This is a genomic window from Rhodococcus sp. (in: high G+C Gram-positive bacteria) (assembly GCF_049299235.1).
GTDB lineage: Bacteria > Actinomycetota > Actinomycetes > Mycobacteriales > Mycobacteriaceae > Rhodococcus.
The window spans coordinates 12,758-36,673 of the sequence record NZ_JBAQXC010000114.1; the positions used below are offsets into that span (position 1 = coordinate 12,758).

At 64.8% G+C, this 23,916-nt stretch carries 17 protein-coding genes and 3 pseudogenes; 10 read left to right on the plus strand and 10 right to left on the minus strand.

The annotated features are described in order from the left end of the window. The first annotated feature begins 226 nt into the window (after positions 1-226). Complete coding sequence (locus WAX14_RS06835; protein ID WP_422627337.1) at positions 227-1,129, plus strand: aldo/keto reductase; 903 nt, start codon at positions 227-229, stop codon at positions 1,127-1,129. A gap of 145 nt (positions 1,130-1,274) precedes the next feature. Here the strand turns inward: WAX14_RS06835 and WAX14_RS06840 are convergent, their stop codons facing one another. After that, a complete protein-coding gene (locus WAX14_RS06840; protein WP_422627338.1) occupies positions 1,275-2,513 on the minus strand; it encodes a multidrug effflux MFS transporter in 1,239 nt (412 codons plus the stop codon). A 64-nt stretch (positions 2,514-2,577) separates the two neighbouring features. Between WAX14_RS06840 and WAX14_RS06845 the strand changes: the two genes are divergently transcribed. After that, complete coding sequence (locus WAX14_RS06845) at positions 2,578-3,024, plus strand: MarR family winged helix-turn-helix transcriptional regulator (RefSeq protein WP_422627339.1); 447 nt, start codon at positions 2,578-2,580, stop codon at positions 3,022-3,024. Positions 3,025-3,137: 113 nt separating this feature from the next. On the opposite strand, the pseudogene WAX14_RS06850 reads toward WAX14_RS06845, so the two are convergent. After that, positions 3,138-3,638 (minus strand): annotated as a pseudogene (locus WAX14_RS06850) (transposase); the annotation flags it as partial. Positions 3,639-3,919: 281 nt separating this feature from the next. Here WAX14_RS06850 and WAX14_RS06855 point away from each other — a divergent pair. The 3 genes from WAX14_RS06855 (at position 3,920) to WAX14_RS06865 (ending at position 4,933) form a co-directional block, all read left to right on the plus strand. Continuing rightward, positions 3,920-4,189, plus strand: a complete 270-nt coding sequence (locus tag WAX14_RS06855; protein ID WP_422627340.1) for a helix-turn-helix transcriptional regulator — start codon at positions 3,920-3,922, stop codon at positions 4,187-4,189. Positions 4,190-4,433: 244 nt separating this feature from the next. Then, positions 4,434-4,682: a type II toxin-antitoxin system Phd/YefM family antitoxin gene (locus WAX14_RS06860; protein WP_422627341.1), complete on the plus strand. Its 249-nt coding sequence runs from the start codon at positions 4,434-4,436 to the stop codon at positions 4,680-4,682. After that, positions 4,679-4,933 (plus strand): Txe/YoeB family addiction module toxin, encoded by a 255-nt coding sequence (locus tag WAX14_RS06865; protein ID WP_422627342.1) that lies wholly within the window; start codon positions 4,679-4,681, stop codon positions 4,931-4,933. The genes WAX14_RS06860 and WAX14_RS06865 overlap by 4 nt, the downstream gene beginning before the upstream one ends. A gap of 223 nt (positions 4,934-5,156) precedes the next feature. Here the strand turns inward: WAX14_RS06865 and WAX14_RS06870 are convergent. Beyond that, positions 5,157-5,844 (minus strand): annotated as a pseudogene (locus tag WAX14_RS06870) (IS982 family transposase); the annotation flags it as partial. Between the two features lie 528 nt (positions 5,845-6,372). On the opposite strand from WAX14_RS06870, the pseudogene WAX14_RS06875 reads away from it, so the two are divergent. The 3 genes and pseudogenes from WAX14_RS06875 to WAX14_RS06885 all read left to right on the plus strand — a co-directional run. Further along, positions 6,373-6,600 (plus strand): annotated as a pseudogene (locus tag WAX14_RS06875) (zinc-binding dehydrogenase); the annotation flags it as partial. An 85-nt stretch (positions 6,601-6,685) separates the two neighbouring features. After that, positions 6,686-6,883, plus strand: a complete 198-nt coding sequence (locus WAX14_RS06880; RefSeq protein ID WP_422627343.1) for a zinc-binding dehydrogenase — start codon at positions 6,686-6,688, stop codon at positions 6,881-6,883. Between the two features lie 123 nt (positions 6,884-7,006). Next, entirely contained in the window at positions 7,007-7,657 is a 651-nt protein-coding gene (locus WAX14_RS06885; protein WP_422627344.1) for a nucleotidyltransferase domain-containing protein, read from the plus strand. A 35-nt stretch (positions 7,658-7,692) separates the two neighbouring features. Here WAX14_RS06885 and WAX14_RS06890 read toward each other — a convergent pair whose 3' ends face one another. Beyond that, positions 7,693-8,931 carry an MFS transporter gene (locus WAX14_RS06890; RefSeq protein WP_422627345.1) on the minus strand — a complete coding sequence of 413 codons (1,239 nt, stop codon included), beginning with the start codon at positions 8,929-8,931 and terminating at the stop codon, positions 7,693-7,695. Positions 8,932-8,942: 11 nt separating this feature from the next. Between WAX14_RS06890 and WAX14_RS06895 the strand changes: the two genes are divergently transcribed. Further along, positions 8,943-9,608, plus strand: coding sequence for a FadR/GntR family transcriptional regulator (locus WAX14_RS06895; protein WP_422627346.1), 666 nt, complete (start codon positions 8,943-8,945; stop codon positions 9,606-9,608). A gap of 13 nt (positions 9,609-9,621) precedes the next feature. On the opposite strand, the gene WAX14_RS06900 is transcribed toward WAX14_RS06895, so the two are convergent. Continuing rightward, positions 9,622-9,795, minus strand: a complete 174-nt coding sequence (locus WAX14_RS06900; protein WP_422627347.1) for a hypothetical protein — start codon at positions 9,793-9,795, stop codon at positions 9,622-9,624. 1,326 nt (positions 9,796-11,121) lie between these two features. Here WAX14_RS06900 and WAX14_RS06905 point away from each other — a divergent pair. Beyond that, the gene (locus tag WAX14_RS06905) at positions 11,122-11,592 is read left to right on the plus strand and encodes a hypothetical protein (RefSeq protein WP_422627348.1); all 471 of its coding nucleotides are present in this window, start codon (positions 11,122-11,124) and stop codon (positions 11,590-11,592) included. A 727-nt stretch (positions 11,593-12,319) separates the two neighbouring features. Here the strand turns inward: WAX14_RS06905 and WAX14_RS06910 are convergent. The 5 genes from WAX14_RS06910 to WAX14_RS06930 all read right to left on the minus strand — a co-directional run bounded on the left by WAX14_RS06910 (position 12,320) and on the right by WAX14_RS06930 (position 23,916). Continuing rightward, complete coding sequence (locus WAX14_RS06910) at positions 12,320-13,882, minus strand: GTPase domain-containing protein (RefSeq protein WP_422627349.1); 1,563 nt, start codon at positions 13,880-13,882, stop codon at positions 12,320-12,322. 56 nt (positions 13,883-13,938) lie between these two features. Then, positions 13,939-17,715, minus strand: a complete 3,777-nt coding sequence (locus WAX14_RS06915) for a GTPase (RefSeq protein WP_422627350.1) — start codon at positions 17,713-17,715, stop codon at positions 13,939-13,941. A 104-nt stretch (positions 17,716-17,819) separates the two neighbouring features. Beyond that, positions 17,820-18,203 carry a hypothetical protein gene (locus WAX14_RS06920; protein ID WP_422627351.1) on the minus strand — a complete coding sequence of 128 codons (384 nt, stop codon included), beginning with the start codon at positions 18,201-18,203 and terminating at the stop codon, positions 17,820-17,822. Positions 18,204-18,214: 11 nt separating this feature from the next. After that, the gene (locus tag WAX14_RS06925) at positions 18,215-20,461 is read right to left on the minus strand and encodes a 3'-5' exonuclease (protein WP_422627352.1); all 2,247 of its coding nucleotides are present in this window, start codon (positions 20,459-20,461) and stop codon (positions 18,215-18,217) included. Then, positions 20,461-23,916 carry a type I restriction endonuclease subunit R gene (locus tag WAX14_RS06930; protein ID WP_422627353.1) on the minus strand — a complete coding sequence of 1,152 codons (3,456 nt, stop codon included), beginning with the start codon at positions 23,914-23,916 and terminating at the stop codon, positions 20,461-20,463. The genes WAX14_RS06925 and WAX14_RS06930 overlap by 1 nt, the downstream gene beginning before the upstream one ends.

A 23,916-nucleotide genomic window follows, 5' to 3' on the forward strand; every position in this document is an offset into this window, starting at 1 on the left:
CCCGGATATCAAAAATCCGTATCGAAGACGGTGCCGAGGGAGAGGTGCTGTCGGGATAGACCTTCAGCCGGCCCTTCGCCGGCGGATGTGGATCGCACGTCGGATCGTCGATCTGCGGAAAAAGTTGCCACAACCGGACGAGATCAAATCCGCATGAGTGATACCGTGAATATGTGGATAAAGAAGGTCCACTTACTGGTCGATAGGATCTCGGAAGGAATCGACGATGACAATCGCACAACCTCACTTCACCCTCAACAACGGCGTCACGCTCCCGCAGATCGGATTCGGCGTCTACCAGACCCCGCCCGACGAGACAGCAGAAGCGGTGCAGACCGCATTCGAGACCGGCTATCACCACATCGACACCGCCGCCGCGTATGGGAACGAGAAAGGCGTAGGCACGGCGCTGAAGCGTTCAGGACTCGACCGCTCCGATATCGTCGTCGAGACGAAGGTCTGGGTCGTCGACTACGGCTACAACCAGACCCTGCATGCGTTCGAGAAGAGCTCGGCGAAGCTGGGCATCGACCGGATCGACCTGCTGATCCTGCACCAGGCCCACCCGAAGGCGTTCGACAAGACGATCCAGGCGTACAAGGCGCTCGAGACCCTGCTCGCCGATGGCAAGGTCCGCGCGATCGGCGTGAGCAACTTCCTGCCCGTACGCCTGGAGCGACTGCTGAACGAGACGGACGTCGTCCCGGCGGTCAACCAGATCGAGGTGCATCCGTACACGCAGCAGCGAGAGTTGCAGGCGTTCAACCGTGATCACGGCATCCTCACGCAGGCGTGGTCACCCATCGGTGGTCTGCGCACGTACGGCAACGGCGACACGCCCCTCACGAACGACACCATCGTCGCGATCGCACAAACACACGACAAGTCCCCCGCACAGATCATGTTGCGCTGGCACATCCAGTCGGGACGCCAGGTGATCCCGAAGTCGGTGCACCCGACGCGTATTGCCGAGAACTTCGATGTGTTCGATTTCGAACTCTCCGCCGAGGATATCGCCCGGATCGACGCACTCGAGCAGGGCATGACGATGGTCCCGGATGAGCTCGACTTCGACTCGTTCGGCCTCGAAATTCCCGAGGCCTGGCACCCGACCACCGCGTCGAGATGAACGAGAACCTCAACGGCATCGACCTGACCGCCGACAGCGGCCATACCCGGATCTGCGCAGACCACAACTGATCTCTACCGACTCCTGATGCAGGCCGCCACGGCCAGGCGATCCTGCGGTCGCCCGGCCGTGGTGCCATACCGATCTATCGTGACCGTCGACTCGCAATCGCGAAGCCGGCGCACGCCACGACGGCGGCCACGACCATCACCACTGCCAGCGGCAGTGCGGTCTGCTCACCGCCGATGCCGACGAGCGGGCTGACGGCACCGGCCAGGCCGAACTGCAGCAGACCCAGCACGGCCGACGCTGCGCCGGGCGCGTGCCGCGCTGAATCGAGCGCCAGTGCGGTCGTGTTGCCGAGCACGAGACCGAGTGAGGCCACTGCGACGAGGATCGGCGCGGCGAGCAGAACGGGCGTGACGTCGGCGAGGACCATTGCCAGCAGAACGAGGATGGCCAGCAGGTTCAGGCCCAATCCGATGCCCGCCAAGCGGGCGGCGCTGATGCGGGCGGCAAGCTTGGCCGCCACCGCGCTGACCACCGCCAGAGCTGTCGCGTTGAGGGCGAACGCGAGGCCGTACTGGAGCGTCGACAGCCCCATCATGTCCTGATAGAGGAACGGGGACGCCGAGATGTAGGCCATCATGGTGGCGAAGCTGAACCCGTAGGCCAACGCATTGCCGAGGTAGCGGCGCGAGGTCAGCTCGCGCAGCACCCCCGTCGAGCCTTCGGTCTGCTCCTCGCGGATGGCCTCGGGTGTGCGGGTCTCGCGCACCACCACGAGCACCGCGACTGCGGCGATCACGCCGAGCGCCACCACGATCCAGAGCAGTCCCCGCCAGCCGATCGTCTCGGTGAGCACGCTACCCAGCACCGGAGCCACGATGGGCGCCATGCCGCCCACGAGCATCATGAGGCTGAAGGCGCGAGCGGCATCCGCGCCGTGTGCCCGGTCGGAGATGATCGCCCGGCCGATGACCATTCCCGCAGCACCGAACAGGCCCTGAAGGAAGCGCAATGCCACCAGAACCCCGATCGTCGGTGCCATCGCCGCGCCGATTCCGACGAGCACATACAGGATGCTGCCGACGATCAAGGGTGTCCGGCGTCCGACACGGTCGGAGAGGGGGCCGAACACCACCTGCCCGATCCCGGCGCCGATGAGGAACGTCGTCAGCGACAGCTGTACGCCCGTGGTCGTCGTGGTGAGGTCCGAGACCATGTCGGGAAAGGCCGGAAGATAGAGGTCGGTGGCGAACGGTGCGGCCGCCGAGAGCAACGCCAGCGTGATGAGGAGGGGCAGCGAGATGGTCGACGACGTGGTGGTCGGTGACGTGGTGGTTGGCGGGGGGCTCGGATGCGGTGGACTGGTGACGGACATGAGCTACTCCATTTAGCTATAGGAACATAGCTATATTAACAGAGATACATTGGAGAAGGGCAGTATGCACACCGACGACTCCGAAATTTCCGACCTGGCCGATCTCATCCTGACGATCGCCCGCAAGATCACCGCTCACGAGATCGACGACGAGTCGTTCGTGCCACTGAGCAACCTGGAGGCCGTTGTGATGCGGTGCATCGATCGGCATCCCGGGATCGGTCCATCCGAGATCGCCTCCGAACTGGGTCTGCGCAGCGGCAACATGAGCGCCGCATTACGTGCCCTCGACGCGAAGGGCCTGATCCTGCGCTCTCCCGACCCGGACGACCGCCGGGCGGTCCGGGTGTTCCCGACACCGAAGGCCGCGGTCAACATCGAGATGCTGCGGGCCGGGTGGATCCGCACGCTTGCACCAGTGATCCCGCCGGACGCCGACCTCACGTCGGTGGTAGCCGTGCTCGAACAGATCGACGCACGATTTCACGCCGGTGGGAAACAGCCGTCCTGACCGCAACCTCGAGCCCGCGCCGGGTCGTGGTCCTGGCTCGCAGCCCAGGAGGCGAGGAATCGCAGGGCGTCGTGGGTGGGACTACCCGACTCGGCGGTCCAGACGACGAGCTGCTGCTCGGCGTCGTGATAGCCGTCGGTGAGCGCGACGAGGTCCTTGCGTCCGTCTGCGCGGACCCCGATCATCACCAGCAGGCACAACTTCTCCCGCTCGAGCCGGACCTCGAGGTGGATGCCGTCGACCCACAGATACACGAAATCGGTGCCCGACAGGTCCCGATCCTGGAACGCCTTCGCCTCGTCCTGCCACTGCGCGGTCAGTCGGGTGATCGAGGCCGCAGACAGCCCGGCACCGGATCCGAGGAACTGCTCCAACGCCGGACCGAATTCGCTGGTCGACAACCCTTGCGGGTACAGCAGCGGCAGCACCTCGTTCATCTGCGGGGACTTGCGCACCCGTGCCGGCAGGATCGCCGACGAAAACTTCTGCCGCTCACCGGCGTCCGGGTCGACGCGCTTGTCGTTGACCCGCGGGGCTTTCACGGTGACCGCGCCCGCTGCAGTGCGGCGGCGAGCATCTGACGGGCGCCGCCCAAGGACGATCTCGTCGAGCAGCGACCTGCCTGCGGCGGTCGCGTTGGAGTCGTCGTTGTTGTCCACTCCCGTGAGCACGGGCGTGCCTTCCCGCCAGCGCGCCAACGCTGGTCTTGATCAGAATTTTCGATTCCCTGCAGATCATCTTCCGGAAAGGCACGCCCTCCCGGGATCCACAGGTTCTGATCATTGCTCCAGGCGCACACACGTATCCACAAAGCAATCCTGATATGTAAAGTTTCGAGAACCGGACCCCGGCACACCCGCGATGACCGTGCCCGAGAAACGAAAGGCCAGAAGCGATGGCGAACCCGAACCGCCTCACGGCTCAGCAATGCGTCGAGGTACTGAAAGAGGAAACCGGCGACGAGATCAAGCCGGTGACCTTCCACTCCTACGTCAACCGAGGCCACGCCCCCAAGCCGGTTGAGAAGATCGGCAACACACCCCTGTGGAAGCGCAGCGAGATCGTCGAGTGGGCCCGCAACCGGCCCGGCCGCGGCGCGCGTACCGACCTGCGCAAGCCACGCCGGCGCACCCGGGCGACCGATCAGTCGGACACCAGCAGCTAGCGATCCCACCCGGGACGTGCCATCACCGCAGCTCAACGCATATTTCTAGAAGCACGTCACTCCCGCGTGACATCCGGAGACGAGCCTGCGTGCGTACACCCGGAGCACGGCGCCGACAGATGGACGAGCAGAGGGAACGAAAGCAGAACCCCGAACCTTTTGGTACCGAATACTGTACCGAAGTGGTACCGTTTAATGTACCGGTCCACGAGCTGAACCGAGAGGCTCCGGGGAAGGAGTATCTATGACCGCCATCACTGCTTCCGAAGCGAGGAAAAACTTCTTTCCGCTGGTCGAACAGGTCAACGAGGACCACACCCCTGTGGAAATCGTATCCAAGCGGGGCAATGCCGTCCTGATGTCGAAGGATGACTACGACGCCATGCTCGAGACCTCGTACCTGATGCAGTCCCCGGCCAACGCCCAACGACTGCTAGCCAGCATGAAAAGGGCTCGTGGAGGTGAATACACCGAAAGGGAACTCATCGAGTGAACATCACCTTCACCGACGAAGCCTGGGACGACTACCAGTTCTGGATCTCGACCGATAGAAAACAGCTCAAGCGTGTCAACGAGCTGATCAGGGATTGCCGACGAGATCCGTACTCGGGGATCGGCAAACCCGAACGGCTCAGACACGCCCTGTCAGGACTGTGGTCTCGACGTATCGACAAGGAACACCGCCTGGTCTACGAGGTCATCGACGGTGCCCTGGTCATCATCGCCACCCGCTACCACTACTGACCCGATCCACGGTCCGACGACCGAATCCGTGCGGAATCCTCGCTCCTGACCGAGCAACCGCCGACATCCTTGCCGATGGTCGGGGGTTGCTTGCTCATGGTCGAGATCCAGACTCGACACGACGAACACCCTCAGCTCCGACCCGTCCCCGCGCGGGACAGGCCATCACCGCCGGTCGCAGCAATTGTTCGGACGGTCTAGATGACTGATTCCTTGATCAGTGTCAGTGGTCGAAGGCAATCAACGACCGTTTGACGGGATTACCGATGTTCCAGTTGTGCCAGATCCCTTCCGCCATCGCCAGCAGACGCTGCGCGCCACGGGTGAAGACCCCGTGTGTGGTCCGGCCACCGTGTTCCTCCAGGCCGAGCTGGCCTTTGAGGGTGTCGTTGACCGATTCGATCCACTGCCGCACCCCACCGAGGTTCCCGTTCTTGTAGGTCTCGTCCTTGCGGTCGGGGCGCAGCAACCGCACACCGAGTGCGGCGGTCTCGACGACGAACGCCTTGCCGGAAAATCCCTTGTCGGCGAGCAGGACCTGCCCCGACCGGATCAGGTGGTGGTCTCGTTCGAGCATCGCGGCGACGACCTCCCGTTCGCCGATCTTCGGGTTCGCCAGCGCCCACATGATCGCCCATGCCGTCGCCGGCGCATACCAGGTACAGCTTCAGACTCCAGAAGTAGCGGGAATGGGACGCGCAGTAGCCGTAGCCGGCATGCCCGGCCAGGTCCGATCGCTTCGCTGTTGCGCGGAACATCCCGCACGGGACGGGGGTGGCATCGGTGATCCACACATCGTCACACCACGAGGGCGAGAGCTCAGCCAGGATCCGAATTGCCTTGCACAGCAAGCCTCGTGCTGCCTTCAAACGTTTGTGGTAGCCGGACTGGCCGGGCACATACGGGAACAACTCGGCGACCCTTTCAAGGAATCAGTCATCTAGCGCACATTTTGGTAGCCATGACCGGCACCATGAAGGCACTACTTCTCGGACGCGGCCCCGAATGGGTCCTCGACGACGTTCCCGTGCCGCGCCCCGGCCCGGGTGACGTGCTCATCCGGAATTCGGCGGCAGCGACGAACAACGCCGACCTGCCGATGCTCGCCGAGGCCGACCCCACCCACGGCGGGCACGGCAACGAATCCATCGCCGGATTCGAATACGACCGGAGAGATCGTCGCGGTCGGTGCGGACGCCTGGGACTGGCGGATCGGCGATCCGGTGATGGGATCGATCCCGTCGTCGTTCGCCGAGTACGTCGTCGCCGACCACAGGTTCGTGCTGCCCCGCCCGGACGGCCTCGCGCCCGAGATCGCCTGCGCCCTGCCGACCGGTCTGCTGACCGAGCACGGGGCTCTTTCCGTCGCAGGGTTCCGAGCCGGTCAGTCCGTGCTCAGCACCGGCGCGGCAAGCGGTATCGGACTGATCGGCGTTCAGATGGCCAAGGCGCTCGGCGCTTCTCGGGTGATCGCGACCACCCGCACCGCCGCCAAGCGTGATCTACTCGCGAAGGCCGGGGCTGATGTCGTGATCGTGACAGGTGAGCACGACCTGGCCGCGGCCACCCTCGCCGCCACCGACGGCAGGGGCGCCGACGTGGTGCTCGACCATGTGGCCGGGCAGACGTTCGCCGACTGCCTGCCCGCAACCGCGGTCGACGGGCACGTCGTCAACATCGGACGACTCGCCGGCCCGGCCTCGACGATCGACCTCGACGCCCTTGTCCTATCGACACCTGACCGTCCACGGAGTGTCCTTCGGTTTCACCCGAGACCAGGAGATGACCGCGATCATCGCAGGGCTCCTCCCCGAGGTGATCCCGGCGGTCGCGCGCGGCGAGATCCACCCCGTCGTCGACCAGGCCGTGAGCATCGAGCAGTTTCGGCAGGTCGCCCACCGGCTGCGGTCCGGCAATGCGGTCGGCAAGATCGTATTCACTCTTGTTTGAGGGTCCCGGTCTGCCGTCGCGCATCGGCAGTGCACGCGCGCCGATCCGACCTGCGCCGACCTGTCACACAGGCCGACGACGTTCCACGAAAACCGATTGCGCTCTTCGGTAATCTGCCCGACTGTGCCACCGCCCACTGCACAGCCACCCTCCGCCCGCTCGCTCCCACCCGACGAATTCGACCGCTGGTACGGCGGCTGGGATCCCCTCGACCCATCCACCATCGCCGCGTTCATGGACGGATTCGACCGTCCGTGGTGGATCGTCGGCGGGTGGAGCATCGAAGTGTTCACCACCGTGCCGCGCCCGCACGAGGACATGGACGTCTCGATCCTGTCCAGCGACGCCGAAGCGTTCCGGTGCTTCCTCGGCGACCGCTGGACACCGTGGAATGTCGACGAGGGCTGGTTCCGCCCGTTCGACGCCCGATTCACCGAAGTCGCACCCGACAGCCAAGTGTGGGTCCGTCGCGACGCGCGGTCGCCGTGGGTGCTGGATGTGCCCTTCACCCCGGATACCGACGGCCGCTGGACGAACAAGCGTCACCGCACACATACCGAAGACCTCGACGACGTCACCTGGATCGCCCCGGACGGCCTACGGTATGCGCGTCCCGAGGTGACGTTGATGTTCAAGGCCGCACAGGTCCGGGAGAAGGACCGAGTCGACGCCGAGATCGCCCTTCCACGACTCGACGCTCGGGCGCGGCGGTGGCTGCGCGACGTTGTTGCCCGGATGGACCCGGCCCACCCCTGGGTGCAGGAACTCCGATAGTCGGGCCGCCACTTCGGTTCTGTCGGCGGTCGCAGCTATCCGACTCCTATTTCCGCGGTTTCCTCGGGTCTGCCGGCATGCCAGCTGTCTTCGACCATGCGGGGCTTGCACGCCTGGTAAGCGGCGACCAACAAGATCACGACGGCCGCGGTCATGAACGCGAACGACGCGGTCCAGCCGCCGGTGAGATCGTGAAACACCCCGAACAGCAGCGGACCGAGACAGGCCACGCTGTAGCCGACGCCCTGGGTGAAGCCGGAGAGCGCGGCGGAGCCGACATGGGTGCGCGAGCGCAGGTTGATCAGGGTCAAGGCGATCGGGAAGGTGCTCGGTCCCAATCCCAGCAGCACGATCCACAGGATGGGAACACTCATCGGCGCGAGCCACAGACCGGCGAAGGCAATGAGAAAGCAAGCAGAACAGGCCATCACGATCGGAAACGGGTTCGCCATCCGGATACACAACGCGGGACCGCCGAGCGCGGCGATCAGGCCGAGCAGGGCGAACAGCCCGACCATCGCACCAGCGAATCCGGCGCTGGCGCCCGCGTCGGCGAGGATGTCGGGGATCCACGCGAACATCGAGTAGGTGGTCAGCGACGTCATGCCGAACATGCCGGCCATCCCCCAACCCACCGGCGATCGCCACACCTTGCCGGGGGCATGGTGTTCGGCGGCGGGCGTGTCCTCGGCGTCGGCGCCGCGGCGACGCAGCAACACTCCGATCCACGGGAATGCCGCGGCGAACCCGACCAATGCCCACACGCCGATGGAGATGCGCCATCCGAAGGCATCGGCGAGGGGCACTGCGACGAAGGCGGGCACGATGGTGCCCAGTTGCACACCCACGATGTACACGGAACTGACGAGCGCGAGCCGGTCGGAGAAGTAGCGCTTGACGAGAGGGGGGATGACGACGTTGCCCATTCCCATGCCGCCGAGCGCGACACCCGACAGGATCAGCAGACTCCAGGTCTCGGTCGTCAGGGCGCGGGTGGCCATGCCGATGCCCGCGAGCAGCATGGCGAGCAGTGCGGTCCGTTCGAGTCCGAGCCTGCGGCTGAACATCGGCGTGGCCAGGCCGAACACCGCGAACATGGCGGTCGGGACCATGCCGAACACGCCGACGACGGTGGACGAGAAGCCGATCTCGGCGCCGATCTGCGAGGCGAGCGGGCTGAACGAGGTGACCGCGAGCCGCAACACGAGGGCCGACATCACGATCGCACCGAACACCAGCAGACGACCCCGCAGCACACTCACACCGAAAATCATAGGATGATGGGATGAATTTGGGAAAGCCGGTTCGGCGCGCGAGCCTGATCGAGCAGGTCACCGAGCAGTTGCGCCACGAAATCTGCAGCGGACGATGGGCCGTCGGCGACCGCATCCCCACCGAACCACAACTGAGCGAATTCACCGGCACCGGCCGCAACACCGTCCGCGAGGCCGTGCAAGCCCTCGTGCACAGCGGTCTGCTCGAACGCCGGCAGGGCTCGGGCACGTACGTCGTCGCCACCTCCGTCATCGGCGGCACCCTCGGCACCTACTTCGCGACCGCCCACGAGAACGACGTCATGGAATTGCGGCAGGCCCTCGACGTCACCGCCGCCGTCCTCGCCGCCCGCCGCCGCACCCCCGACGACGCGGCGCGCCTCGAACGATTGCTCGCCGAACGCAACCACCTGTTCGCGGGCACCGACGTCGACGCCGCCGTCGACGCGGACGTCGCCCTGCACCGCAGCATCGTCGAGGCGAGCCACAACGCCGTGTATCTCGAGTTCTACGACTCACTGCTCCCGTCGATCCGCCGCACCATCGACCGGCACGTCCGCGTCACCGGCCTCGCGTTCGAGTCCGAACACATCGCGCTGGTGAGTGCCGTGATCGACGGCGACGAGGACGCGACCGTGCGGGCGGCGCGGGCATTGTTCGCGGAGCTCACCGCCTGACCGGGGTCGCGGCTCATCCGTCGAGGGTTACGAGCGAGGCGGCACGCGCGAGGGCGGTGCCGTGCTGGGCGCTCGTGATCGCGGCACGGTGGTCCGACAAGTGCAGGATGGGCCACACCGCGACGCACGGGTTGCTGAACGCGACGAAAATGCCCCTCGTGTCGCGCAGAACGGCGGGCGTCCTCACCAGCGATCAGCGCCGGCAGTGACACATCGTTCGTGGTGAACACGAGCTGCGCTTGTTTGGGGTTGGTGCGCATGTCGGTGAAAAGTGCCACAAGGTAGCGCACCGCGTTCGGGTGCAGGCTCAAGTCGATCTCGTCGAACACACAAACTGGTCTATTTCCCTGGCCTACAACCCAAAAAACGAGGTCACGATCTCTTTCGAGTTCGTGACCTCGTTCTGTGCAGTTCGTGGAACTGCTCAATGTGGGCGGTACACGAATCCAGGCCAGCCCAGCCAAACCACAGATCCGACCAGAGCTTTGATCCATAGGTTCCCGAGATATTCCGCAGCCCCGACCCGGCCGTACACCGATCCCTGCCGATCCGCAGATCCGCCCAGATTCACCTTCCCGACCGGTTCAGGGCCGCCGCGCCGGGGAGGGTCTCACCGACGACGCAGAGCTGAACTCGAACATGCTCGAACACATGTCCGAATGATCGTCCCGGGCATTTCCTAGATGTTCGCATCGCCGCAGGAATGTGATCGGAGGGCACGGATGACATCATCCGAACCATCGACCGACTCAGACGCTGCAGCACTCACCTCCGCGGTGACGATGCTCGGCCCGCGATACAGCCGCCGGGGCGGGATCGGACTCGAACTCGGTGACGCTGGACTGCAGTTCCGCCTGTTGGAAGCGGTGGAAACCGGAGGCACCGACTACCGATCGCTCAGCGTCGGTGACCGCATCTACATCAGCGACCAACCCGAACGCCGACTTCAGTCAGGCCCGGCGTTCTCGAGCGCACCTGCCCTGCTGCGCCACCTCGGACCCGCACTCTGTCGATCAGATCGGTAGTGGCGCGGCTGCGCACAAGCCCAGGGCCAATCTCGGTGACCGACGCCAGCGGGATACCGCCCAGAAGTGGCCGCGAACCGTGCGAGACGTCATCGCCCGGCATGCCGACGCGCTGGCCCAGGACGCCACCAGTCTCCTGCGTCACCGTCCGCCGCTGTCCGAATGTGAATGCAGCGACTGCCGCGGCGCCGGGGAGGTCCTGGGCGAATGCCATTGCATATACCTGGGGCCACCGAAGATCGTCGACCTCGACGCGGCCACCACCGAACCGGCGGGTCCGTACGCGCCGAGTCCCGACTGCTCGACGTGCGCCGGTACCGGCCACTCCCGCCGTCACTGCTACGACTGCGGCGGGACCGGCGTGCTGGCTGCCCCCATCCCGACAACCATCACCATCCGGGCAACGCGACCTTCGCGATCGACGGCAAACAGCCGCCCTGGCCCGGCGAACCCCCATAGCCGCACGATGCTACTTCGGCTCCTGTGACGTGGTCGTCCGGTGGAGCATCGACTCGAAGGCGATCATCGATCAGGCGCTCACCTCCGTGGGCCACGACCCACGGCGCGTTGTCGTGCGAAACACCCGTCGTCAGGGAATGGAGATCCCCCGGTGGGTTGCCGGGACCGTGGTGTTCCGTGCCATGGTCGAGGGCGGTCGCGTTGAGACGGCTCCTCCATCGTCCACACCGCAGCAACAGAACTCCGTAGCCGACCCTGACTGGTCCACGCTGCTGCCGACAGCCGAGCACATCGCCACCGACATTGAAGCGAACCTGCTCGCCGACTACCACGGCATGCTGCCCGGGACGATGCAGCCGACCCTCCGAGGTGAGGCAGCCACCGACATCGGCGTCACCCTCGACGCACGCGGTGTACCCGTCTCGCGCGCGGTGGTCGTCGAGCCGATCCGGCAACTGCTCATCGATGTCGCCGAGGCATCCGCCGCCCGCCGCCTGTAAGCGTTACTCATCATGGAATTCATCGCCACCGTCGAAAGGTGCCTTGCCGTAACACTTCTCGACTCAGACCTGGCTCCCGTCGCGAAGGGGACCACCTCCTACGCAATCGAGCACGCCCTCCTGTCCGCCCGCGACGCCTCTGATCCGCAGCGCAGGAACCGTCACCATTCAGCTTCACTAGCCATTCCGAGTAGGTCGCCGGACATAGAGGGAGTCCGAGATGTCAGCAAGCAATCGGGACGCCGAGCCCACCCGTTCCACCTCTCGCTGCGAGCACCACCAGCGAGCCGAGGTAGCACGCAGCACCGCCTCAGACCTCTCCAAGCAGTGCATCCGCGACATACTGGACCATTGACCGCGAATGAAGTCGAGACCATCCTTGTCCACGACGCCTCGCACCAGGTGCCGACGGTGCGTGAGTCGCGGGTCAGTGGACATGTCATCGGGCTTCCCGACAGAGCCAGCAGCGACCTATATCCAGCGTTCCGACTCGACCGCCACCAGCACCGAGTCAACCCCGTCGTCGCTTACGCGAACTGCGCCCTCCATGCCACCGTTGACCCCTACGGTATCGCCAGTTGGTGGCTCACAGCCACCGAACTCCTCGACGGCAACTCCCCCACTCCACGAACTGACCTACGGGACACTCACCAATATCGCCGTCGACAACATCCTCACCTTCCAGCACGCAGGCATGTGAACCGTGGTCGATGAGGGTGACGGCGAATTATTGCTCCCGCACCGGCACTGTCCCTATCGGATTCAGGCTTTCACCCTCCGCGATGGAATCCTGCAACTGTTCGACGAGTCGGCAGAGGCCGCCGTAGAGGGCAACCTGGTCGGCTGTCTCCCCATCGATGACGTCCCTGACGTCGTCGACGAAGGGCTGCCAGATGGCGGTCACATGTGCCGTGCAGGTGTCGACGAGCTGTCGAGGGCCTCTTGTCTGCGCCGACCGGCCGCTGCCCTGCGTCGCACGGTCTGCAGAGCTGTCGTCCACCCATTTCGCGATGTGTACCGCCAGCGGAAGCGCAGCTTCGGCGATCCCAATGTGGCGGTTCAATCCTCCGGCGGCCTTCGCGCCACTCGCAGCTTTGGCCGTGAGCGCCTTCGCCTGCTGTGATCGCTGACCGTCCGCGGCCTTGAGAACGCCGATCAGCATCTGGCCGATTTGTTCCACATGAGGAGCAATCTGTTCCCTCGGTTCGCTCACGCTGGCGTCCGACTCCGCGCCTACGGATACGATCAGAGAAGCGAAGCTCTCCCACGATGGCCGAGCTCGCTCACGGTTGGCGGCCTTGCCGATCGACTGCTTCAACCGCTCCAGGCGGCCTTCGTACTTTGTGAACCACTGTTCGGCCTGCCGTGGTATCGCCCCTTGCAGGTATCCGGTGTCCAACCCCGAATCAGCCTGTCGCACCACCTCCATGAGGAGGCCGTCGAGGCTTGCGCGGGCTGCTCGGTCAAGTGCATCCAGCTCGTCTTTCCAGCCGTCACGTCTCGCTACGCCGGTTGCGGCAACTTCGGCGCTTGACCTGTATTCAACCAACTGTCCTCGCAACTCGTCGAGGACATCGGCCAGAACGCCTCCCCAGTGCCGTCTGCCGGCCGCCTCTCGGAGTGCGGTCACCTGTGCGAGGGAGATCGCATCGAGGGACGCTGTGAGGTCGCGCATCCCGTCCCAGTCCCTGTACGCGTCCCACTCCCCACGGTCGATGTCGGTGGCCGGGCCTGCCGTCTGGAAAGGGTCCTGCGCGACAACGAAAACCGGAACCTCCGCGCTCAGGTCGAATACCTCGCGGAGCTCCTTCACCTTTCGAGCACTCAGCTCGCGGTACTCGTCGAGGTCGTATTCGGGGTCCACGCCTGCCTCGTCGAATCGCGAGATGACGAACCACAATGAACCCGGCGGCCACCCCTCGGCCACGACCTTCTGGAGTAGGTCGCGCTCGGCAGTTGCCAGCTGCGGTGTCAGGACGGCGATGCCGATGTCGGTCAGTCCCACCGCTGCCATGGCGCGTTGTGAGTTGTTCTGACCGCGAGCGTCCGCCGCTCCGACGACAAATCCCGGCGTGTCCCGGATGGTGTAGCCGGCGGTCTCGACCTCGTTGACCTCGAAGGTTTCGTGGCGGGCACTGATCGTGAGCCAATCCGGAACCTGCGATCCGGAATCGACGAGCACGCGACGCAGCAGGGAGCTCTTCCCCGTGTCATAGGAGCCGAAGAGCGTCACCACCGGGTGGTCAGGCGTCGCGAACGCCGCCCACCTGTCGGCGTACTGCTTGGCCAACGACCCACCCGGAAGCCGTGCCAGCCAGTCCTGCACTGCCTCGATGTCAAACACGGTCATTTCTCCCTCGCTTGGGCTTCCATCAGGTTGTCAGCCGATTCCAGCAATACCCCCACCACTTCCATTCGGGAGTCCCCGTCGTCCATCGTCTGCCGCTTCACTTTCGCGTGACCGGTGTGGTCGGCAAGGAGTGACTCCAGCTCAGTTGTCCTCTGTTCGAGGTAGCCGAGTGGCCCAGACCCGTCTTCTCCCTGCACGATCGTGTCGATCAGTACTGCGGCGTATTCGTCAACGGCCTGAGCTGCCGCGGACTGAGTGTCCTTGTGGTCATCGGCTTTGATGGCATCGTTGACCATCACGGCCGCGTCCACCGCAGCACCGACGACCGCGAGTACGGCTCCAGCCTTGGCGACCTTCGCCCCACCCTTCACCGCGCCCCACGGCTTGAACTTGTGGCCGAACGTCTTGCCGATTGCGTATACGGCGTCCCTGTTCCCGAAAGCCTTCACAAGTGGCGCTGCAGCCGCCACGACCATGCCGGCAACTTCTGCCGCGTCTTCGTACAGCGGGTCGCCTTGAACCTGGAATTCGTCGGCGACCTTGTGGGACAGTTGGAATTCCGCTGCTCGGCTCTCCCGTTCAATCGCGGAGGCGTGCTCGCTTTGCCACGAGTCCAGCCTCTCTTTCGCTTCGGTGAGGAATCTGTTCAGACTCACTTCGAAATCGGGCTCCGCAAACCAGGATTCGACCAGCTCCTTCAACTTCTTGCTGTCGTCCCGGTCGATCTCGTGGATTCTGGACTTCGCCGTCGATGCATGCCTGTCGACGATCCGACGGACCTCCTCTCGCAGCGACGCGCCGAGGACCGCTGCGTCATCGAGAGCGGCCTGCACTGCCGCGATGATCGGTTCCAGGGCCCGCAACTCCTCCGCCGCGGTGTCGTTCGTCCGCTGCAGTCGCAGCCAGTGACGTTTGAGTCCGGTGATCGCGGTGTCGAATGCGCCGGCAAGAGTTGCCGAGGCCAACTGATTGTCGGGCAGGTCCGCTATCGCCTCCGTCAACGCTGCCACCCCGTCCCAGAGCCGGTTCTCTGCGAAATCCTGCGGTTCCGCCGTCACCGCACTTCCGACGAGGCCGAACGGGTCGCCGGACAGGCAGTGAATCCTGTCGCTGTCGATCTCGATCGATCGGCCCGAAAAGGCAGCGCGAAGCTCGTCGCGCTTGCGGTCCTGCAAGTTCGTGTACGCGTCCGATGCAGCGAGGGGATCCACACCGAGTTCGTCACATCGATTGACGAGGAACAGCATCCGCCCGCCCTTCGCGGCGATGGCATCGGAGCCGCGTGCGATCTGTTCCAACATGAGGGTGTCCCCGACCAGCAGATTGATGTGAACGACGACGAACACGAGCGCCGACTCCACCACCGCCTCCAACGCCTGTGCGTCGTGGTCGGCATGGCCGCTCTGCAGCCCTGGGGTGTCCACGAGGTCGAACCGAGTGAACTCATGCCTCTGGGCGGTGTCGGTCGCCGGTACAGCACGGATGTCGAGTCGTGCGCCCGTGTACTGACCGTTCTCGACGAGGATTCGGCGGATCAGCGACGACTTTCCCGAGTTGTAGTCTCCGAGCACCGACAGTGTCGGCTTCATCCGGGAGACACGCGAGAACTCGCGTGCAACTTCGAGGATCGAGGGATCGCGCATGGCGGCGTCCTCGAGATCTTCGCGCCACGCTCGGATGTTCTCCACCTGGGGCGTACTCCACGCGCTGGCAATCGCGCATTGCAGCCTGCTCTTGTCGTGGTCGTGGCGGGCGTCGTACAGGGCTTCGACAGCGGGATCGATTTCAGCTGAACCGTATTCGGATTGCGGGTTCGTCAGCCAATCCTCACCAAGCATGATGCTGGTCAGAGCTGCGGGTGTGTCGGCCATTCGATGCTGCGCGCGACGCAGCACGTCGGACACACGCGGCGCGGCCTCAACCGAGGTCGCACCCGCGTACAGTGCGCCAACCAACTGCTCGATCCTGCGGCAAGCGTCGCGCAATTCGATTGCACTGCTGAGGGACTCACGAAGTGCCCCGGCGAGAATCTGCCAAGCCGCGTCCCGGCTCGTCGCGACGACAAGTTCCTCGCGGTCGTCGAAGGTTTGCTCGACGGCACGATGGGAATCGGCGATCGCCTGGGCTCTCGCCTTACGTCCTCGTTCGTCTTCCTGATCGCTCATCCGCTTGCCGAAGAACTGCTGTACCTGACTCGCGATTCCGACACCCGCGATCGCTACTCCGATTGCCCAACCCGCGGGGTTCCAGAAGTTCATGAGGGCGGGTACCGCGAGGACACCGAGGCCGGCGGCGATGCCTCCGCCCTGGATCACCTTGCCGAGCACACCGGTGCCTTCCGCGCCGAGAATCGAGGCGGTGTGGCCGATCGAACTCGAGCTGTGGGTGTGGTTGTGCTCGACGGCGATCTCGAGTTCACGGTGCAGGAATTTGCCACGGTCCGCCCAGATCGTCTGTTCAGCCGTGGCGACCGCGTCGTCGTCGAACACAGCTTTTGTGAAATCGGATCCGTCGACCGACTTGCCCTCGTCGAACGCACTCTGGATCAGCTCGTCCGCCGCTGTCTTCGCCTTGCTCCTGCACACCGCCAGATGTGACGCGGCGACGTCGCGGACATAGCGGTCGAGTGAGCCCTCCGCCCTCGATGTGAACGGCCGGCCCCGCGCTGCCTCAGAAGCCGCTACGAGGTCCCGGTCGGACTCGTGTAGCCATTTTGCTCGTTCCTCGCGTTCGGGGTAGCCGAGCACCGCGAACAGCGACTCGATCTGACGCTCCAGTTCCTCGGCTTCGTGTTCGATGTCGACCGCCAGGCGCTCGAGCTCGGTGACCGTGCGGGTACACCGACCGCGGACGTCCTCTCGGAGTGCGGACAGGCGAAGGTCGGCGCCGCCTTCCGTGATGGAGGCGGCAATCAACTGTTCGAGTGTCCCGAAGTTCGACCAGCGCGCGAGGTAGTCGACCCCGAACTCGTCTCGTTCGCGGAGGAATTCCTTCTCGGCTGGTCCGTGAAACGGTGTGGTGGCGCGCGCAAACAAGGCTCGCCTGCTGTGGATCGCGACAACCGGGGTGTCCGGCAAGCCGATCTGCGCGAGCTCGGTCCGGATGTTGTCGGTGTGCTGACGAACCGATTCGGACAGCGTCTTGCGGCGGACTTCGTCGGACACCTTGGCGGGGTGCCGCCAGCGTGGGTTTCGAATATTGAGCACCGCCACCACAGGCTTCCCGTGGTCACGGATCCACGCGGCGATCTTGTCGAACTCCAGCGCCTGCTGGCTCTGGTTGTCGAAGCACAGCAACACGACGTCAGCGATCTCGACGGCCCGGCGAGCCTTCGACTCGAGATCATCGCGGCTCTCGGTGCGGCCCCACCCGTTGATGCCTGGGGTGTCGTAGAGACGGCACCCGCGCCACTCGACGTGGTGCACGTCGGTGGTCCAGTCGCTGGCACCGGGAGACACGTACTCGCCGTCGAGCTGCCCGAACGCCGACAGCAGGGTGCTCTTCCCGACTCCGGTCCGCCCGAAGAACGCGATGTTGAACGATCCGAGAGAGTCGCGCTCTCGGTCGAGGTGACGGCGAAGGTCACGTGGCAGACCCCGAGCGAGGTCGTCGAGCATTGCGACCAACGGCGACATCGGATGCGGACACGCCGCCACGCCGACGAAGGCACTGACAAGACCGTCGACAACGTGATCCAGCCGGGACAGCTCCGCTCGTCCCTGCTCAACCGCCATATGGACCGCGTCCTCGAGTGACACCACGTCCAGGGTCATGCCACCTTCCCTCCTCAAGACGATCTACTTACTCATCTGAACTGCGCCGTAATATGCCAGGTCGAGCTGACACGGGCGCCGAAACGGACAGCCACTCAACTTCGCTAGCTGGTTCGCGATCCAGGAAGCCCTCCGCGAACAGTCCGAGCCGGCCGAATGGTCGCCTCGTACGCTTCGATCACCTCGACAGCGACCTCAACGATCGGGTCATCGCCGTTGTACCCGAGTCGACGAAGGATCGCGGTGAGCCGGCTCATGCGCTCCGTCGCCTCTGCCTGTCGTCGGGCTTTAGGAATCGCCACGATCTTCGGCGCGGCGGTCTGGCGGGCGATTGTCACGCTTCGTTCCAGAAGGTCATCTTTTCCACGCCGCCACTGCCTGTTGATCGTCACCCACAGCCGATCGCGGAACAGCGCGACTACAAGCTTCTCGTCAGGTGTCAGCAACATCTCAGCCCTGTTATCGCCCATCGGAATCGCCAAACCCATTCCCAGTTAACCTATTTGGGCATTTCGACTGTGCGGCCTGGCAGGAGGCTACTCGGCTGGCCCGCGTACACCACCACCAGTTCGTCCCGCGCCCGCGTTGCAGCGACGTACAGGAGCGAGCGTTCCCGGCGCAGTGCGTCAGCTCGGTCACCCTTGGGCAGCACATCGATGAAGTACGTGCGGGGAACGTTCTTGGCCCCGACACCGACGAGGACGACCTTCGCGAACTCCATGCCTTTGGCGCGGTGCATGGTCATCACTTGCGGGGTTTTGGAAATGCCTGCGGTGTCCCGGTCCACGAACGTGACGGATACACCGCGGTCGCTGAGTTCCTGCGGCAGCGATTCGCCTTCCTTCAGAGTGGGGACGAGCAATCCGATCGTCTCCGGGTCGACTCCGCCATCTAGCCATCCACTGACGGTGCGAGCCACGATGTCGTACTCGTCGGTGAGGGAATTCGCCGCAATCGGATTCGGCCTCGGTCCACGTCGGGCCGACCGGTATCCCTCGGTGCTGTCCGGCTCGTCGTCGAGGTCCGTGTACTCGGCCCCGGACAGGATGCCCAACGCGTAGCGCAGGTTCTGCTCGGTGGTGCGGTAGTTCAGCGTGAGTCGGCGGGAACGTCCGACGATGCTGATGTCGTAGCGTCCCAGCACGATTGGCTGCCCGTAGATCCGCTGATGCGAATCCTCCGCGATGAACAGGTCGTTCTGGCCCGGCGCTGCCAGTGCTCGCAGAAGCATCAGCCGTGACGGGCTCAGGTCCTGGGCTTCGTCGACCAGGACGTGATCGGCCAGGCCCTCGTCGGCGTGACTGCGGAGTACCTGCGCGGCGACGGCGGACTTCTCCTCGAAGTCGAGGGTTCCGTCGGCGGCGGCCGCGGCGCGGTAGGCCTCGATCACGTCCCACACCGCGTTGCGGCGGGCACGGTTGAGCGAGACGCCGCGACCGGTTCGACGTACCTTCAGGTACTCCTCACGGGTCGTCACCAGACATGGTAGGACGACCATGGCGTACTCGGCCTCGAAGAACGAGGCGGTCCGCAGATCCGATCCCAGGGCGTCGCCGTGTCCCGTGACGGCTGCCTTCCACGACCCCTTATGGGTTCGCTTGTTCAGCTTCACGGCCCGAGACCCGACGACCTGCGCGACGCTGCCCGGGCTCTCCCCCGACGCACTCAGATCAGCGGCGAACGAGCCGAGCATCCGGGCCGCGATCGCGTCAACGCCGGCGATGTAGATTCCCGACTTACCGAGATCACTGGCGATCGTGACGCTCGAATCGAGAATGGCCAGTTGAGATTTGAGTGCTTCAGCAAGGGTGCGGTTGTATGTGGTGAGGACGATCCGCGCCTCGGGATTGCGGCGATGCAACTCTCGCGCGCGGTGGAGCAGCACAACCGTCTTCCCGGTACCTGCACCGCCGGACAACCGGAAGGGGCCGTTGAAGTTGCGGGTCGTGTATTCCCGCTGTTCGGGGTGCAGGAAGATGCTCCAGGCCGCGAAGTCGGGGTTCTCGATGGCTGCGCGGAGCGCTTCGTCGTCGTCGATGAACGCGAACTCCATTTGCGCCGCCGGATGTTTGAGCGCGGCGAGAACGTCGTCGTCGTTGGTGGCGTCGGCAGCGTCCGGTTCGTCGAGTTGGTACTTCTCCCGGACCGTCGTCAACGATTCGCCGGTGTAGATGTCGAGGAGAGCGCTGGCCTGCCAGGCCGCGGGTGCTTGCTCGGCGTAGTCGAGTACCGCGTCGCTGCTGCAGAGGTCGAGCGCGCCTTCCGCAAAGGCAGCCTCGATTCCGAGGTCTGTGAAGTCGGCGACCGTGAACTCACGGGCCCGCAGACTGAGTTCGCCGTCCACCTCGGCATCGGTCGAGACGGCGAGGGACCGTGGTTGAGCCGTCGCCGTCGGAGCAGCAAAAGTGGGCTGGTCGTCGACCGGGATCAACTCGGCGACACCGTTGCGCGGGTTAATGTTCACCCGCGACTTCTGCGCGATGGCGATCGCGTCGTCGTGCTGGAAGGTGCCGATGAACACGTAGGACGCACTCTGCTGGCTGCCCTGCAGTTTGAACAGCACCGCACGGTTGGAGATGTCCACGCGACCGGTGCGGGCGCGGGGGTCGGCGGAATTGTTGATCGGCTCGATGTGCAGTCCCGGCGCGGTGTCGTCGGCCGCGAGTTTCGTGAGGAACCGGTATGTCGCCTGGTGCAGGCTGCCGTCCATCGCGGACAGTCCCGGGCCGAGAATGATCTGCGGCATTACGCTCCTGCCTCCTGCAATGCGGCCTTCACGGCGGCGGCGTCCGCTGCGCACAGCATCCAGCCGGCCTTCGCCAGCTCCGCACGATCGGTGTCGTCGAGTCCGGTGTCCACGACGACCTTCTGATCGGGCCAGGAGATCTCGAGCGGGACGCCGTCGACCTCCTCACCGATCACGGGGACAGGTACTTCTGCCTCGGCAAGCAACGCGACGAGATGCCGTTCAGCGGCACTCACGTCGTCGTACATCGCACGCCACGCGCCGGTGAGACCGGGCTCGGCGTCCGGGTCGGGTAGGGAGACCGCTATCGGCTCATTCTGGGAAGGCCCGCTGGCCGCAGGCGGCTGCGGTTCGGTGTTGAGATGCTTGTAGACGGTCGGCAGCAGCTCACCGAGCAGCTTCTGGGCGATGTCCGGGTTGTTGAGGATCTGCGCGGACAGGTCGGCGGAGGAGTCCATCGCCCCGATGACGGCGCTGACGAACGCACCTTCGATGTCGGGGCTCGCGGAGAACTGGGCGAGGCTGTTCGACTTGGCCTGCTGCTGCAGGTTCTCGTCTTCTTCGAGCCGGTCCTTGATGTGGGTGACGACGTTGCGGACGGACGAGTCGGGGTGGTCACCGGAAAACAGGTCGTTGATCTTCGCGATCACCTCCTCGAGGGCAACCATGTCGGGGTCCTTGACGGTGCCGGTGCCGGCTTCCTTCGCCGGTTCCAACTGCACACCGGCGGTGAGCTGGCCGTGCTGCTGCGCCTGCTCGTGCTGGTTCAGGTAGTCGATCGTCACGGCGGACAGGTCGATCGGGGTCTGCTTCTCGCCACCGACGAGTTGCGGGGCGAGGAGTTTCAGGTAGATCGCGAGCTTCTCGAGCCACGGGTTCTCGTAGTCGAACAGCTGCGAGAGGAACTCGTACTGCCGGACGTAGGTGCCGACGTCCTTGCGGAACATCTCCAACTCGTCGACCGTCGCGGTGTCCGAGTGGTCGACGGCCTCCTTCATGCGGACGGTGTACCGCTCCGCTGCGGGGGCGATCCACTTCTCCAGTGCGCTGTTGCCCTTGCGGGCGAGGTAGTCGGCGACGAGGCCGTCGACCTCCGACGCTTCGTAGATGCCGGTGACGGCGAGTTTGCGTTCGGTGTCGTGGACGATGTTCGGGTCGGTGACGTCGGCGAGGGTGGTGACCTCGTAGTATGGGGAGAAGGCGTCGACGATGTCGGTCACCTCGTTCGCGAAGTCGATCACGAACGTCTGATCCTTGAGCGGCGCGAAGGTGCGGTTGAGTCGGGACAGGGTCTGCACGGCCTGCACGCCGCCGAGCTTCTTGTCGACGTACATCGCGACCAGCTTCGGCTGGTCGAACCCAGTCTGGAACTTGTTGGCCACCAACATCACCTGGAACTCGTCGGTGGCGAACGCATCGCGCAGATCCCGACCCTTCAGGCCGGGGTTCATGTTCGTCTCGGTGAACGGCTCGTCCGTCCCGGATTCGGGGTCCTTGACCTCACCGGAGAACGCGACCAGCGCGGCGACGTCGGTGTAGCCGTGGGAGGTGACGTACTTGTCGAACGCGAGCTTGTAGCGGACGGCGGCCTTGCGGGAGCTGGTGACGACCATTGCCTTGGCGTGCCCGTCGAGCCGCCAGGCGACGTTGTGGCGGAAGTGCTCGACGATGATCGCGACCTTCTGGCCGATGTTCGTCGGGTGCAGCTTCACCCAGTTCATCACCGACTTCACCGCCTCCGATCGATCGACCAGGTCGGCATCGGAGCCGCCGCCGGTGACGGACACGGTGCCCTCGTTGGTGTCGTCGGTGCTGAAGGTCTTCCCGTTGTGGGACAGCCGGAATGCGGTCTTGTACGGGGTGTAGTTGCGGAGCACGTCGAGGATGAAGCCCTCGTCGATGGCCTGCTGCATCGAGTACAGGTGGAACGGACGCGGCGTGCCGTCCGGGCCAGGGCGGCCGAACAACTGCAGTGTGGTCGTCTTCGGGGTGGCGGTGAACGCGAAGAAGGAGATGTTCTTCGCCTCGGCCCGCGCCTTCGTCTCCGCCGCCAGCACGTCCTCCGACGACACCGGGCCGCCATCCTCGACGTCGGCGAGCTCGGCCTGGGTGAGGATCTGCTTCAGCTTGTTCGACGCGCTACCGGCCTGGGAGGAGTGGGCCTCGTCGGCGATGATCGCGAAGTTCCTGCCATGCAGGGCCTTCTTGTTCGCGATCACGTCCAGCGCGTAGGGGAACGTCTGGATGGTGACGATGATGATGTGCGTCCCCGACTCCAGTGCATCGGCAAGCTCAGCGGACTTGGAGCCGGACAGGCCGTCGATGTGTGCGACGACGCCGGTGGTGCGGTTGATCTGGTGGATCGCCTCCTGCAACTGCATGTCGAGGACGGTGCGGTCGGTGACCACGATGACCGACGAGAACACCTTCTCGTCTGCATCGTTGTAGAGGCTGGCGAGGCGCTGCGCGAGCCAGGAGATGGAGTTCGTCTTGCCGGAGCCGGCGGAGTGCTGGATCAGGTACTTGTGCCCGGGCCCTTCGGTGCGGGCGGCGTCGACGAGCTTGGTGACGGCTTCCCACTGGTGGTACCGCGGGAACAGCAGCGTTTCCTTGCGGATCTTCTTGCCGGTGTCGGGGTCGCGGCGGTCGGTGACCTCCAGGTGCAGGAACCGGTCGAGGATCTCCAACCATGTGTCCCGCTGCAGGATCGTCTCCCACAGGTACGACGACGCCGACCCGTCCGGGTTAGGCGGGTTGCCGGCGTGGTGGTTGTTGCCGCGGTTGAGCGGCAGGAATACGGTGGACTCCCCGGCCAGCCGGGTCGTCATGTGCACTTCCTTGTTCGACACCGCGAAGTGCACGAGCGCACCCTTAGCGAACGCAAGCAGCGGTTCCCCCTTGGGCAGTCGGTCCTTCTTATACTGCTCGACCGCATGCGCCACGGACTGAACGAAATCGGTCTTGAGTTCCGCTGTGGCAACGGGAATTCCGTTGACGAAGAACACCAGGTCGATGGCCTTCTTGGTGTTCGCCTTCGAGTAGTGCACTTGCCGCATCACCCGCAACCGCACCGCCGCGTATCTCGCTGACGTCGACACGTTGAGGCCGGAGTTCGGCTTGAACTGGCACATCGCGAACGTGGCGTTGAAGTCGCTGAACCCGCGCCGCAGTACCGCGAGGGTGCCGCCGTCTGCCTTCAGATCCGCCGACAGTGCTTTCGCGAGGCGTTGCAGCAGAGCCGCTTTCGCCTTCTCCTGCTCACCGATGGAGGCATCGGGTTTGATCCGCTTCTCCAGCTCGGCCGACTGGGTATCCGCTAGCCACGCGAACACGTCTTCGGGGAAAAGGGCGAGGTCACGGTCGTAGCCTGCGTCGTTCGGTGAGTACAGCCAACCATGGTCTTTGAGGTGCTGGCAGATCTCGACCTCGAGAACCGACTCGTGATGCTGCGGCAT